The sequence below is a fragment of the Kribbella sp. NPDC004138 genome, assembly GCF_053603655.1.
On sequence record NZ_JBSGFZ010000009.1, the window covers coordinates 25,778 to 38,607 of the forward strand.

At 69.0% G+C, this 12,830-nt stretch carries 12 protein-coding genes and 1 riboswitch; of the genes, 3 read left to right on the forward strand and 9 right to left on the reverse strand.

From position 1 onward, the window contains the following. Positions 1-12: 12 nt before the first annotated feature. Positions 13-1,719, reverse strand: a complete 1,707-nt coding sequence (locus ACWEOO_RS14405) for an apiosidase-like domain-containing protein (RefSeq protein WP_452143341.1) — start codon at positions 1,717-1,719, stop codon at positions 13-15. Positions 1,720-1,766: 47 nt separating this feature from the next. Further along, positions 1,767-1,900, forward strand: a riboswitch (FMN riboswitch). Positions 1,901-1,984: 84 nt separating this feature from the next. Here ACWEOO_RS14405 and ribB point away from each other — a divergent pair. After that, the gene (gene ribB / locus ACWEOO_RS14410; RefSeq protein WP_452143342.1) at positions 1,985-2,599 is read left to right on the forward strand and encodes a 3,4-dihydroxy-2-butanone-4-phosphate synthase; all 615 of its coding nucleotides are present in this window, start codon (positions 1,985-1,987) and stop codon (positions 2,597-2,599) included. A 61-nt stretch (positions 2,600-2,660) separates the two neighbouring features. Here ribB and ACWEOO_RS14415 read toward each other — a convergent pair whose 3' ends face one another. From ACWEOO_RS14415 to ACWEOO_RS14445, 7 genes are read right to left on the reverse strand one after another with little or no spacing between them, the layout of a single operon-like run. Further along, positions 2,661-3,620 (reverse strand): transketolase family protein, encoded by a 960-nt coding sequence (locus tag ACWEOO_RS14415; RefSeq protein ID WP_452143343.1) that lies wholly within the window; start codon positions 3,618-3,620, stop codon positions 2,661-2,663. Next, entirely contained in the window at positions 3,617-4,528 is a 912-nt protein-coding gene (locus ACWEOO_RS14420) for a transketolase (RefSeq protein WP_363707294.1), read from the reverse strand. The genes ACWEOO_RS14415 and ACWEOO_RS14420 overlap by 4 nt, the downstream gene beginning before the upstream one ends. After that, positions 4,525-5,520, reverse strand: coding sequence for a sugar phosphate isomerase/epimerase family protein (locus ACWEOO_RS14425; protein ID WP_359940070.1), 996 nt, complete (start codon positions 5,518-5,520; stop codon positions 4,525-4,527). Before ACWEOO_RS14425 ends, ACWEOO_RS14420 begins: the two co-directional genes overlap by 4 nt. 40 nt (positions 5,521-5,560) lie before the next feature. Beyond that, the gene (locus ACWEOO_RS14430) at positions 5,561-6,457 is read right to left on the reverse strand and encodes a carbohydrate ABC transporter permease (protein ID WP_452143344.1); all 897 of its coding nucleotides are present in this window, start codon (positions 6,455-6,457) and stop codon (positions 5,561-5,563) included. Beyond that, positions 6,454-7,353 (reverse strand): carbohydrate ABC transporter permease, encoded by a 900-nt coding sequence (locus ACWEOO_RS14435; protein ID WP_359940073.1) that lies wholly within the window; start codon positions 7,351-7,353, stop codon positions 6,454-6,456. The genes ACWEOO_RS14430 and ACWEOO_RS14435 overlap by 4 nt, the downstream gene beginning before the upstream one ends. A 4-nt stretch (positions 7,354-7,357) precedes the next feature. Continuing rightward, positions 7,358-8,650: an ABC transporter substrate-binding protein gene (locus tag ACWEOO_RS14440; RefSeq protein ID WP_452143345.1), complete on the reverse strand. Its 1,293-nt coding sequence runs from the start codon at positions 8,648-8,650 to the stop codon at positions 7,358-7,360. Further along, the gene (locus ACWEOO_RS14445; RefSeq protein ID WP_452143346.1) at positions 8,647-9,540 is read right to left on the reverse strand and encodes a nucleoside hydrolase; all 894 of its coding nucleotides are present in this window, start codon (positions 9,538-9,540) and stop codon (positions 8,647-8,649) included. The genes ACWEOO_RS14440 and ACWEOO_RS14445 overlap by 4 nt, the downstream gene beginning before the upstream one ends. A gap of 115 nt (positions 9,541-9,655) precedes the next feature. Between ACWEOO_RS14445 and ACWEOO_RS14450 the strand changes: the two genes are divergently transcribed. Beyond that, positions 9,656-11,056 carry an FGGY family carbohydrate kinase gene (locus tag ACWEOO_RS14450; protein ID WP_452143347.1) on the forward strand — a complete coding sequence of 467 codons (1,401 nt, stop codon included), beginning with the start codon at positions 9,656-9,658 and terminating at the stop codon, positions 11,054-11,056. Here the strand turns inward: ACWEOO_RS14450 and ACWEOO_RS14455 are convergent. Further along, positions 11,043-11,888, reverse strand: coding sequence for a hypothetical protein (locus ACWEOO_RS14455; RefSeq protein WP_452143348.1), 846 nt, complete (start codon positions 11,886-11,888; stop codon positions 11,043-11,045). The two genes, ACWEOO_RS14450 and ACWEOO_RS14455, sit on opposite strands and share 14 nt — an antisense overlap. A gap of 201 nt (positions 11,889-12,089) precedes the next feature. Between ACWEOO_RS14455 and ACWEOO_RS14460 the strand changes: the two genes are divergently transcribed. Continuing rightward, on the forward strand, positions 12,090-12,827 hold the full coding sequence (locus ACWEOO_RS14460; protein WP_452143349.1) for a cupin domain-containing protein: 738 nt from the start codon (positions 12,090-12,092) through the stop codon (positions 12,825-12,827). Positions 12,828-12,830 lie beyond the last annotated feature (3 nt).

Here is a 12,830-nt window from a genome sequence, read left to right on the forward strand (position 1 = left end):
GATCAACCTGGACTATAGGCAGATGTAGACCCGCGGTGCGCCACCGGCGTCAGGCAGTGGACTTCCCGGCGTGTCCCGCCGGCCGGTCGCGACGACCGAGCCGTCGCGCGGGTCGACGATCGTGTAGTTCAGCGGGACCGTGTCGTCGAACACCATCACCGGGCCGCCGTTCTCGCGGTACACGATCAGGCCGCCGTCGGCGGTGCTCAGGGCGCGGCCCGAGATCACCCGGGTCCAGTCCGGCGCCATGTCGGTCGTCGGCAGCCCGTCGAGGATCTTGCCGAGCATCCCGACGTACGTCGACCCCTCGAAGCCGATCGCGTCCCGCCAGCCGGCACCAGGGGCGAGGAAGAACTCGGAGTGCCCCGGCTCCTCGCCGTGCAGCCGCCACTGCCACAGACTGCCCGCGCCGTAGACGACGCCCATCGTCCCGCCCGCGCACAGGTTGCTCCACGCCTCGTGGCCCTGCCACCAGCCCTCGGCCACACCGGTCCGGCCGGTGTGCTCGTACGTCGGTTCGCCGTTCGCGACCGCCTTGATCGGGCGGTTCCGCCACATGTCGGCGACCCGCTCCGGGACGTGCTCGCCGGTGTGGCCGGTCTGGCACCACTGGAAGTCGAGCCACTCGGCGTCCTGGTGGGCGTCGGCGCGGATGTGCGGGCGGTAGTGGATGCCGGTGGGCTGCTCGTAGCAGTCGACCGCGTGTACCTCGGCGCCGCCCGCCGCGGTCTGCGGCTCGGCTCCGGAGCCGTCGCCGCCGACCAGGTAGATCGCCGGCCGGGCGCCGTACCGCGCGACGAGGTAGCGGCAGTAGGCGGCGTACTCCTGCTCTGGCACCACGGTGCCGGCCACGTCGAGGCCTTTCCAGCCGAACCCCTGGAAGACGGGCTGCAGGACCGGGACGATGCCGTGCTCGACGAGGATGTCAAGGAGGTTGTCGAGGTACTGGAAGTACTCGGCGTTCAGCTGCCGTAGGTGACCGTCGGGCAGGTCCTCGAAGCCGACGTCGAAGCCTTCGTCCTGGGTGCGGTCGCGAGGGCCGATCGCACGCATGTCCGGCTGCACAGTCATCAGCAGGACCGCGTTGAAACCCTTGGACTGCCGGTCCGCGGCGTACTCACGTACTTGCTCCGGGGTGGCGCGCCAGGGCAGCGCCCAGGCGGTGTCGGCCACCAGCAGCGCCGGCGTCCCGTCCGCATGCACGAGACTGCGCCCGCCAGGCGACATCCGCCAGAACCCATGGCGATAGAACGGATTGCTCTCGCCGGCAGGTGCGGTAGCCACGTCAAACTCCCCGCCCTCGGGCTCCACATCGAACTCCCCGCCCTCGGGCGGAACCGCGGACCCGCCGCCGACCGCCCACCGCCAGCGGCCGGGCAGCGGCGCCGCAAACCGAACCTTCCGGCCCCGACCACCACGCGCGGAGCGCGCCTCCCGGCCGCCCGCCTCCCCACCGCCGGCCTCCCCACCGCTGGCTTCCCGGCCATCGGCCTGCCCGCCGCCAGCCTCACCGCCGGCCTCACCGCCGGCCTCACCGCCGACCTCCCGGGCGTCCGCATTCGCCCCATGGCCTCCCCCACCGGCGTCCGCGGAGCGGACCTGGTCGGTGCCGTCCCGGAAGGTCGGGCGCCGGAGGCGCAACCCGGACTCGTGCTCGAAATCGACCCAGTCACCGGTAGCCGGCAGTTCGATCTCTCGCCAGACGGATGAGATGGACATGACACTCCTGGGGTGCTGGTTGCCGTTAAGCTGATGGTCGAGAGAACACACGTGCTCTGGGGTCGGTGAAATTCCGAGCCGGCGGTGACAGTCCGCGACCCGTGACTCCGCGAGGAGGAGCGGTTGACCTGGTGGAACTCCAGGACCGACGGTGAAAGTCCGGATGGGAAGACGCACGTGGCAGTCGCACGTCCTCGGAAACGGGGGCGTGGGCTTGTCGTTGCCCCCGGAGTGCTCTGCGTGCACTGCCGAGAGGACAACGACCGTGAACACCGTCACCAGCCTGGACACCATCGAGCGCGCCGTCGCCGAGATCGCCGTCGGGCGACCCGTGGTGGTCGTCGACGACGAGGACCGCGAGAACGAGGGCGACCTGACCTTCGCCGCGAGCCTCGCGACCCCCGAGTTGATGGCCCTGCTCGTCCGCCACAGCAGCGGCTACGTCTGCGCGCCCGCCGCGCCGGAGATCCTGGACCGGCTCGAGTTGCCGCTGATGGTGCCGGACAACCAGGACAGCCTGCGGACGGCGTACACCGTGTCCGTCGACGCGGCGACCGGCGTCGGCACCGGCATCTCCGCCGCGGACCGGGCGCGGACCGTCCGCGTGCTGGCCGATCCCTCGGCGCAGCGCCCGGACCTGATCCGGCCCGGCCACATCCTGCCGTTGCGTGCCGTCGACGGCGGAGTCCGGCAGCGGCCCGGTCACACCGAGGCCACCGTCGAACTCGTCCGGCTGGCCGGACTGCCGCCGGTCGGCGTGATCGGCGAGCTGATGAACGACGACGGCACCCTGATGACCGGCGCCGACCTGCGCGGTTTCGCCGACGCTCATGGCTTCGCGATGATCTCGATCGCCGCCCTCATCACCCACCTCGGCTGAAACCCCTTACGTCCGAAGAAGTGGGGAGAGGTGTCGCCGGTTCTTCGGACGCAAGCGGGAGTCATCGGAGCAGTTGGCGGGCGGCGTCGGCGATGCCGTCCGCGGACAGGCCGTACCGGTCGAGCAGGTAGCCGGCCGACCCCGTCGGCGCGAACTCGCCGATGCCCAGGATCGACACCCGGGCCGGGTGGTGCTGGACGACGGTCTCCGCGACCGCACCGCCGAGCCCGCCGCCCGGCACTGCTTCCTCGGCGGTCACGATGCCGGCCGTCTCCCGCGCGGCCGCGACCACGGCGTCGACGTCCAGCGGTTTCACCGTCGGCATCGACAGCACCCGGGCCGAGATCCCTTCGGCGGCGAGCCGTTCCGCGGCGGCCAGCGCCCGCCACAGCACGGTCCCGTTGCTGATCACGGTGACGTCGTTGCCTTCGCGGACCGTGATCGCCTTGCCGAGCCGGAACTCGTAGTCGTCGGCGTACACCTTCGGCACGCTCATCCGGCTGACCCGGATGAACACCGGCCCGGGCGCGGCAGCCGCCCAGCGCAGCGCGGCCGCGGTCTCGACCGGATCCGCCGGCACGATGATCCGCAGGCCGTCGATCGCGCGCAGCCAGGCGATGTCCTCGATCGAGTGGTGTGTCGGGCCGAGCTCGCCGTACGCGACGCCCGGGCTCATCCCGCACAGCTTCACGTTGGTGTTCGAATACGCGACGTCGGCCTTGATCTGCTCGAGCGCACGCCCGGTGAGAAAGCAGGACGCCGCCGACACGAACGGGATCCGGCCGCCGTTGGCCAGCCCGGACGCGACCCCGACCATGTCCTGCTCGGCGATGCCGACGTTGATCAGCCGGTCCGGGAACGCCTTGCGGAAGCTGTTCAGCTTGCTCGACCCGACGGAGTCGTTGACCACACCCACGATCCGGTGATCGGCCTCGGCGAGCTCCGCGAGCGTCTCGACGTACGCGTCCCGGCAGTCGTAGCGGGGCTGGTCGGCGATCGAAGGGGTCTGTACGGCGGTCATGCCGGCTCCTTGGCAAATCCGGGAACAACAGCCTCCAGCTCGGTCAGCGCCTGCTGGAACTCCGCCGCGTCCGGCACCCGGTGGTGCCAGGCGACGTTGTTGCTCATGAACGAGATCGGGTGGCCCTTGTGCGTGTGGGCGATCACGAAGGTCGGCTTGCCCGGGCGGAACGGTACGGCGGACAGCACGTCGAGCAGCTCGCCGTGGTCGTGGCCGTTCACCTCGACCACCGCGAACCCGAACGCGGCCGCCTTCTCCGGCAGCGGGTCGAGGTCGTTGGTCTCCTTGGTGGTCGCGCCCTGCTGCAGCCGGTTCCGGTCGACGATCACGGTCAGCCGGTCCAGCTGGTACTGCGAGGCCGCCATCATCGCCTCCCAGTTCGACCCCTCCTGCAGCTCGCCGTCGCCGACCAGGACGTACGTCCGCCGCAGCGAGACGTCGAGCTTGGCCGACAGGGCATGACCGACCGCGACCGGCAGGCCGTGCCCGAGCGGGCCGGTGTTCGCCTCGACGCCGGCGACCTTGTTCCGGTTCGGGTGCCCGTTCAGCGCGGACAGCGGCTTGAGGAAGGTCGCCAGCTCCGCGACCGGGAGGAACCCGAACGCCGCGAGCGTCGTGTAGAGCGCCCCGGCGACATGGCCCTTGCTGAGGATGAAGCGGTCCCGCTCCGGGTCGTCGACCGCGTCGGGCGAGATGTCGAGCACGGCGCCGTACAGCGTGGCCAGGATGTCGATGGCGGAGAAGTCACCGCCGATGTGCCCGGCGCCGGCGTGGTGGACCAGCTTCAGGTCCTGGATCCGGATCTGCTTGGCGGCCTCGGCGATGTGCACGATCTGCTCGGCGCGGCTGCTGTGGATCGGCAGCCGTCCGAGGACCGGCAGTGTCGCGTGCTCGACTGTCAGCGTCATACGATCTCCGCCATCGAACTCAGCAGGACCTTCTGGACCAGCTTCTGCGCCGCGAGGGCGTCGTGGGACGCCTGCGCCGCCGCCAGCGCCTCCTCGTCCAGGACGTCGAGCGCGTGGTGCACCGCCTTCAGGAAGGTGATCGCCTGCTTCGCGGCCTGCACGCTGTCCTCGCGGAACGGGAACTGGTCGAGCTGCCAGACGCCGTCCCAGTTGTTCCGGCGCAGCGTGTGGAAGAACTCGAACGTCTCGACCAGGTGCACCGAGCCGACCACCATGTCGTCGTCCCAGCCGCGCAGGTTGTCGTTGACGTCGATCGCGAACAGCCGGCCGTAGTCGATCGCCAGCTGCGCCGCGTCGGCCGGCGTCTCCTGGCCGTACAGCGAGTGGCCGAAGTCAAGCAGGATGCCGAGGTTCGGCAGGCCGATCTTCTCGATGCCGAGCAGCGTGCGCGCGACGTTCGGGAAGATGATCTTCACCCGCGGCTCACGCGGCTTGTACTCGATCACGAAGTTGATGTCGGGATGCGCCGACACCAGCTCCTTGAGCCCGTCCAGCGCCAGGTTCCAGATGTCGTGGTAGTTCACCTGGAACGGGTAGTCCCAGCCGTCCTGGCCCGGCCACAGCTTCACGTACGAGCAGCCCAGGTCCTTGGCCAGCTCGGTTGCCTGGTGCAACAGCTCCAGCGCCTGCTGACGGACCTTCGGGTCCGGGTTCGTGAACGACCCCTTGACGAAGTCCTTGGTGTAGATCTCCGGCGTGATCGCGATCGCCTTCAGGTTGTTCCGCTGCAGCGCGGCCTTGACCTCGTCGAGCGTGCCGTCGTACCCGGCGAACGGCCAGTTCAGATCGACGACGGACAGGTCGCCGACGGCACCGGCCCGGTCGATCTGCTCCAGCAGCCCGACGGGCTCGCCGTACCCGTCGGTGGCGTAACGGTCCTTGTAGGTGGCGAAGTGCCAGATACCCGCGCCGAAGACCGGCATGTCTGTCATGGTTTCGATTCTCCTTGTCATGGGGCGGTGTGGGGCGGTGTCAGCCCTTCAGCGAGCCGGCGGTGAGGCCGCCGACGATCCAGCGCTGAAGGAGGGTGTAAGCGATCAGGATCGGCACGACGGCGATCAGGATGCCTGCCGCGAGGCCGGTGTTGTTGTTGGCGAACTGGCCCTGGAAGTTCAGCAGCCCGACCGGGATGGTCTTGTGCGCGTCGGAGTTCAGCAGGATCAGCGCGAACAGGAACTCGTTCCAGGTCGCGACCGCGTCCAGGATCGCCACTGTGACGAGGGCCGGCACCGACAGCGGCAGGATGATCGTGAAGAACACCCGCCAGTCACCGGCGCCGTCCACCCGGGCGGCCTCGATGATCTCGTCCGGGAGCTGCCGGAAGAACGACTGCAGCACCAGCACCTCGAACGGGATGCCGAAGGCCAGGTACGGCCCGATCAGCCCGAAGATGCTGTCGGTCGCACCGGCCTGCCGCATCATGATGAAGACCGGCACGATCGTGATGTAGATCGGGATCGTCAGCCCGAGGAACACCGAGAACATCACCGTCCGGCGGAACTTCATCCGCAGCTTGGCCAGCGCGAACCCGAGCATCGCCGACACCAGCACGCCGAGCGGCACCTTGATCGCGGCCAGGATCGCGCTGTTCTTGTACGTCGTGGCGAAATTGCCGATGCCCCACGCGTCCTTGAAGTTGGACCACGTGAGCTGATCGGGCCAGGACAATGGTCCGTTGCCGATGAAGTCGGACAGCGGGCGTATCGCGGTGATCACCAGCAGTGCCAGCGGTGAGATCCAGAAGAGCGCTATCACTGCCAGGACAAGAGTCATCACCAGGCCGCGACGCCCCTTGGGACCGGAACTGATCGGTTCGGTGGCGGCGGCCCGAGCCGGCGCGGTCACCTGGGCCGGGGCGATGGTGGTCATGAGGCCTCCCTCGTCTGGGAGCGGACGTACGGGATGCCTACCGCGATCGCTACCAGCGTGATCACGACGGCGATCGCGGTGCCGTAGCCGGCTTGGTAGTACTGGAAGACGTTGAAGTACATCCACGTCCCCATCACCTGCGTCGACGTCCCGGGACCGCCGTACGTCATCGCGTAGATCATGTCGAAGACCTTGAACGAGTCGATCAGCGACAGCGCCAGCACGATGTAGTGCGCCGGCCGCAGGCTCGGCATCGTCACGTGCCAGAACTGCTGCCACTTCGTCGCGCCGTCGACGGTCGCGGCCTCGTACAGCTCGTTCGGGATGCCCTGCAGCGCGGCCAGATAGAGCAGCATCGGGAACCCGGTGCGCAGCCAGATCGCCGGCACCATCACGGCCCACAGCGCGGTCGAGTCCTGCCCGAGCCACGCCTGCGCCAGCCCGTCCAACCCGATCAGCCGCAAGAACGAGTTGATCGCGCCGTACTGCGGGTTGTACAGCCAGCCCCAGATGCTCGCGATGGACACGAGCGGCAGCACCGCGGGCGTGTAGAAGATCAGCCGCAGGATCGGCTTGCCGTGCACCTTGCCGTTCAGCGCGATCGCCAGCAGCAGCCCGATCACGGTCGGTACGGCGATCGTGACCACGGTCCAGATCAGGTTGTTCTTCACCGCGGTGACGACCACCGGGTCCTGCGGCAGCTTGAAGTAGTTGTCCAGCCCGACGAACTTGTACGTCGCGCTCAGGCCGTCCCAGTTGGTCAGGCTGAACCACAGTGACGACAACGCCGGGTACACCAGGAACGCGACGTAGACCGCCAGGGCGGGCAGGGCGAACAACCACGGCGACCAGCGGCCCCCGCGTTTCGGTTTGGCGACTGCGACTGAGGTGGCCATGCGCTCAGCTCTTCGCCCAGGCGGAGACGATCTCCTGCATCTTCTTGGCCGCGGCGTCCGGCGCGACCGAGCCCTGCAGCAGGTCGCTCTGCACGCTGAAGTACTGGTCGGCCTGCTTCTTCGGGAACGCCTGGTCCTGGATCGTGTAGAACGGGTTGCTGCCGTACTTCTGCGCCCATTCGGCCGCCAGCGGCAACGTCTTCGGGTCGGGCTCGGCGCCCTTGACCGTGGAGGCAGTGACCTGCAGCGCCTTCTGGGTGGCCGGCTGGATGATGAAGTCGATGAGCGCCGCGGCCTTGTCCGCGTTACCGGACTTCGCGTTGATCATGTAGCCCTCGACGAACCCGGAGTGCCGGGCCGGGCTCTTGTCGGTCGGCAGCTCGAAGTTGCCGAACGCCGACGAGCTCTTCTTCGCCGACAGGATCGCCGCGGCCTCGGTCCACGGTCCGGTGATCGTGTACGCCGTCTTGCCCTGGACGTACGCCGGCTCGATGTCGGCCGGGTCGAGCCCGAGCGCGCCCTGCGGCAGCCACTTCTTGTCCTGCCACTTCTTGAACAGCGCGAACGCCTCGACCACCTCGGGCCGGTCCCAGCTCTCGGCGCCGGTCAGCAGCTTGTCGTGCAGCTCCGGTCCCGCGGTGTGCTCGAGCAGGTACTCGAACAGCCGCATGATGTGCCAGCCGTACTTGCCGCCGGTCCCGAGCGGCGTCACTCCGACGGCCACCAGCTTGTCGTTGATCGCTTCCAGCTCGGCGTAGGTCTTCGGCGGGGCGCTGACGCCGGCCTTCGCGAACAGCGACTTGTTGTACCAGGCACCGATGCCGAGGGACACGAACGGCACCCCGGCCTTCATCCCCTCGAAGGTCATCCCGCCGATCGCCTGGGTGTTGATCTTCGAGTCCCAGCCGTACTTGGAGTAGTACGGCGTCAGGTCGAGCGCCTGCTTGGCCTTCGCGAACGGCGCTCCGATCTGGCCGCCCCAGATCCGCCAGACGTCCGGGCCCTTGCCGCCGAGCAGTTCCGTGCGCAGCTTGTCCGGGTACACCGCCGCCCCCGAGCCGGGCAGGCTGTCGACCGTGGTCGTGGTCCCGTTCTGCGCGTCGAACTTCTTCACCTGCGCCTTCAGCAACCCGATCGTCTCGTCACCCTCGTAGGTGAACAGCCGCAGGTTGTTCGACGCTGCCTGAGTGGCTCCCCCGCCGGTCGACGTACCACCGCCCGTGCAGGCGGACAGACCGGCGCCGAGCGCGGCGGCGGACGTGAGACCGAGGAATCCCCGGCGGGAGAGGTTGCTCATGAGTTGCTCCTTAGGCGGGCAGAACGGCGGATCTTGGCGAACATGTCCTCGAGCAGGAACCGGACGTCGACCTGCTCGCAGACCTGGATGGGGTTGTCGGTGCCGGGCAGGTACCAGCCGTCGACACCGAAGCGCGGCGCCGGGCGGGTCCGGAAGTTGCCGCTGTGCGGGTAGAGCATCAAGGAGATGGCGGGCGAGTCGCCGAGGGAGCGGGACTCGATCGGCTCGCCGTGCCAGGTGGCGTTCCACTCCACCAGCTGCTCGATCAGGTACTTGCCGAGCGGACCGGCGTCGCCGATCTTCTCCTCGAGCTCGGCGTAGCTGACCGAGACCTTCGTGTAGACGTCGCTCGGGACCTGCCAGACCGTGATCCCGGACCCGAACACGACATTGGCCGCGTGGATGTCGTTCGACAGGTTGAACTCCATCCGGTGGTCGGCGGCGTAGCCGTTGTAGCCGCGGCCGCCGATCCAGATCACGATCACGTTCCGGCCGACGAGCTCCGGGTCGAGCAGGATCGCCGAGGCCATGTCGGTCAGCGGCCCGAGGAACGACACGAACAGCGGGTCGCCCTCGGAGGCGAGCTTGGACTCCTCGATGATCAGCCGGGCGCCGGGCGAGTCGAGCGGGGTCTGCTCGTCCGGGATGCCGGTCGGGGCGCCGTTCGCGACGGTGACCCGGCCGGTCAGGTCCATCAGGTCCAGCAGCAGGTCGATCTCCTCGCGGGACTCCTCCATGCTGCGATCCGACCGGCGGGTGCCGAAGTGCGCGGGGATCAGGCCGCGGACGTCGAAGGTCGGCGACAGCAGCCCGTGCACGATCGCGAACTGGTCGTCCGCCTCGTTCTTGGCATCGGTGTTGATGATCACCCGGCGTCTGCTCGGCTTCACGCGGTCTCCTCCGACTTGTGTGCGAATAGATATTCACTACTGCATAACCTGTCGCCATGAGTGTCACCACGCGGCTAGAGTCACGTCAAGAGCTCAGTTGAAACTTGGAGGGCCGATGGTCCAGGCGGTACTCGCGATCGACCAGGGCACGACCAACTCCAAGGCGGTCCTGGTCGCCGCCGACGGAACCGTGCTCGGCACCGGCTCGGCCCCCGTCACGCTCTCGACCCCGCACCCGGGCTGGGTGGAGCAGGACGCCGACAACCTGTGGCAGAGCGTTCTCCAGGCTGTGCGGTCCTGCCTCACACCGGAGGTGGAGGTCGTGGGGATCGCGTTGTCCACCCAGCGCGAGTCCGTGGTCTGCTGGAATTCCTCGGGCGAGTCGGTCGGTCCGGTGCTCGGCTGGCAGGATGTTCGCACCACTAGTTGGTGTACCCAACTACCTGAGTCCGTCGACGATCTCGTACGCCGTCGCACGGGGCTGCGGGTCGACGCGATGTTCTCCGCACCGAAGATGCGCTGGCTGCTCGACCGATCCGACGCACTGGTCGGCACCGTCGACTCCTGGCTGACTTACCGCCTGACTGGTTGCCGCGAGCATCTGACCGAGGCGGGGAACGCATCGCGGACCTTGCTGTACGACCTGATGACCCTGGACTGGTCGGAAGAACTACTGGACGCGTTCGGGGTGCCCCGGGATGCGTTGCCCGACGTTCGGGCGTCGGACGCGGGGTTCGGGACCACATCCGGCGTGCCAGGTCTGCCTGACGGGATTCCGATCGTCGCTGTGCTCGCGGACTCGCATGCGGCGATGTACGGGCAGGGCTGCACCGAGGCGGGTCTGGTGAAGGCGACGTACGGGACCGGCTCGTCGGTGATGACGCCGGTGGACGGGTTCGCACCGGGCGGATGCACGCTCGCCTGGCTGACCGACCGGCCGCTGTACGCGCTGGAAGGCAACATCGTGTCGTCCGGCGCCGCGCTCGCCTGGACCGCAGACCTGCTCGGTCTTCCCGACGTCGGCGCCTTGACGGCTCTCGCGGGGACGGTCCCGGCGGCGGAGGGCGTCGTCCTGGTGCCGGCGTTCGCGGGACTCGGCGCACCGCACTGGGACCGTGAAGCGCGGGCGGCCCTGACCGGCATGAGCAGCTCGACGACGCGGGCGCACATCGCGCGGGCCGCCGTCGACGCGGTCGCGCACCAGATCTGCGACATCGCGGACACGATCCCGGGCCCGCTCAGCAGCCTCCGCGCGGACGGCGGCGCGACGGTGTCGGACCTGCTCATGCAGACCCAGGCTGATCTGCTCGGTCATCCGGTCGAGGCGTCCGACGTACCGGAGATTTCCGCTCTGGGTGTCGCCGAGCTGGCCTGGACGGAGCTCGGTGCGACGACCGGCTGGGCGGGGAAGCGGTCGTACCGGACGTTCGAGCCCGGTCCCGGCGCCGGCGATCGTGGCCGGCGCCGGGACGAATGGGCTCAGGCGGTCGCGACGGTCCGCGTCAGGCCAGCTTGATCCGGAACACGGCCAGCCGGGCGTCGTGGCCGTCGACGTTCATCGGGATCACCTTGGTGTTGACCAGGTCCAGCCGGACCTTGCCGTCGCCGGGCAGCCAGTTGATCCGGTCGATGCCCTTGAAGAAGGCCCGGTGCTCGCTGTCCTGGCCGGTGGCCCGCACGTAGCCGGGGTTGTTGGTGTCCGCGGTCCAGATCACCAGGTGGCCCTGGTTGTGGTGGGCCATCACGCGCTCGCGGTGCAGCTTCTTGTGCAGCTGCCACTCGTCCAGCAGGTTCGGGTTCTTGGTGCCGTTGTACGCGTTCGCGATGTAGTGCGAGTTGATCAGGGCGAACTTCAGCCCCGGGTGCGCGCTGTGCTCGATGACCACCTCGTTGATGTACCGGGGCGGCGTCACGTGGGCGATGCCGCCGTGGACGAAGGTGCGCTTCGAGTTCACGATCTTCCACGGCTCCGGGACCGAGATCGGCACCCGGAACGACTTGGGGTCGTGCAGGAACGCGTTGCGGTACTTGCTGCCGAAGTGCCGCGTGATCATCGGCGGCTCCCCCGAGTCGCCCTCGCTGATCTCCTGCCAGCCGACGAACGGCCGATGGCCCGGGTCGCCGCCGCGTACGGCCGTGATCGCGGCCTCCCGGGCGCCGAGGTGCTTGCGCCCGATGTTCGCCGTCACGACGGGTAGCCGGAACCACCCCGTCCCCGCCTGCGCCGCCGCGCCCCGCTCCACCGGCCGTGCCGCCGAAGCCGTCGGCGCACCGGCCGCCGAGCCGAGTGCGGCCAGCGCACCTCCACCGAGCATCAACGCCTGCCGCCGGCTGATTCTGTCGGCCATAACCACCTCCACAAGAGTCCGGCCCGCGGGCCGGAGGGCGAATGTCTTGTCGACCGGCTACGACGTGCTCGACCGCCCAACCGTTCCGCAGCGTGTCGGAGATCGCTTTCCGTTACAGGTTGACTCGGCCGGGGCGCCCACCTATGGTTGCGATCACAGGCTGCGGAAAGCCCTTTCCAAGCCTGCGGGAGGGAGGCGTCCATGTGTGAGTTCGAGCCCGGTCCGGCTGCGGCCCTGCCCGGCGGCATCGGCATCTCGAAGCTGACGGTGTACGACGTCGAGGCGCCCGACGGCCTGGTCGGCGGTACGCCGCACGTCCACCTGGCCTGCTCCGAGGGGTACTGCGTGATCGCCGGCGCCGGCGCCGTACAGACCCTGAACACGAAGGGTTACACCGAGACCCCGCTGCAGGCCGGAACCGTCGTCTGGTTCGACCCCGGCACGATCCACCGGCTGGTCAACGACGGCGGGCTGCAGATCCTCACCCTGATGTCCAACTCCGGACTTCCCGAGGCCGGCGACGCCGTCCTGACGCTGCCGCCCGAATACCTCGCCGACCGCGAGACGTACCTGGCGGCGACCGCCCTGACCGGCGAGGGCGCGGCCCGTACCCGGTCGGCGATGGCCCGTCGCGACCTCGCGCTCCAGGGATACGCCGTCCTGCGGGAGCGGTACGAGGCGGAAGGCCCCGCGGCGCTGGACGAGTTCTTCGCGGCAGCGGTCCGGATCGTGCGGCCGCAGCTCGCCGACTGGCGCAAGCGCTGGGAACAGGGCGCCCGGCGGCTCGCGGACGAGACCGGCGCCGCGCTGGACGCGCTGGAGGCCGGCACCGCGCCGCACCTGCAGACCGCCGAACTCCACCGACTTCCGACCCCCACCGAGTTCGGCCGGCACGGTATGTGCGGCCGCCTCGACGTCTATGACACCACCCGAGCGTGAGAG

Excerpts from the sequence above, each read along its gene's own strand:
- ACWEOO_RS14455 (WP_452143348.1), bottom strand. The coding sequence starts at position 11,888 with ATGGCCGACAGAATCAGCCGGCGGCAGGCGTTGATGCTCGGTGGAGGT.
- ACWEOO_RS14430 (WP_452143344.1), bottom strand. The coding sequence starts at position 6,457 with ATGACCACCATCGCCCCGGCCCAGGTGACCGCGCCGGCTCGGGCCGCC.
- ACWEOO_RS14405 (WP_452143341.1), bottom strand. The coding sequence starts at position 1,719 with ATGTCCATCTCATCCGTCTGGCGAGAGATCGAACTGCCGGCTACCGGT.
- ACWEOO_RS14420 (WP_363707294.1), bottom strand. The coding sequence starts at position 4,528 with ATGACGCTGACAGTCGAGCACGCGACACTGCCGGTCCTCGGACGGCTG.
- ACWEOO_RS14460 (WP_452143349.1), top strand. The coding sequence starts at position 12,090 with ATGTGTGAGTTCGAGCCCGGTCCGGCTGCGGCCCTGCCCGGCGGCATC.
- ACWEOO_RS14440 (WP_452143345.1), bottom strand. The coding sequence starts at position 8,650 with ATGAGCAACCTCTCCCGCCGGGGATTCCTCGGTCTCACGTCCGCCGCC.
- ACWEOO_RS14450 (WP_452143347.1), top strand. The coding sequence starts at position 9,656 with ATGGTCCAGGCGGTACTCGCGATCGACCAGGGCACGACCAACTCCAAG.
- ACWEOO_RS14435 (WP_359940073.1), bottom strand. The coding sequence starts at position 7,353 with ATGGCCACCTCAGTCGCAGTCGCCAAACCGAAACGCGGGGGCCGCTGG.
- ACWEOO_RS14425 (WP_359940070.1), bottom strand. The coding sequence starts at position 5,520 with ATGACAGACATGCCGGTCTTCGGCGCGGGTATCTGGCACTTCGCCACC.
- ACWEOO_RS14415 (WP_452143343.1), bottom strand. The coding sequence starts at position 3,620 with ATGACCGCCGTACAGACCCCTTCGATCGCCGACCAGCCCCGCTACGAC.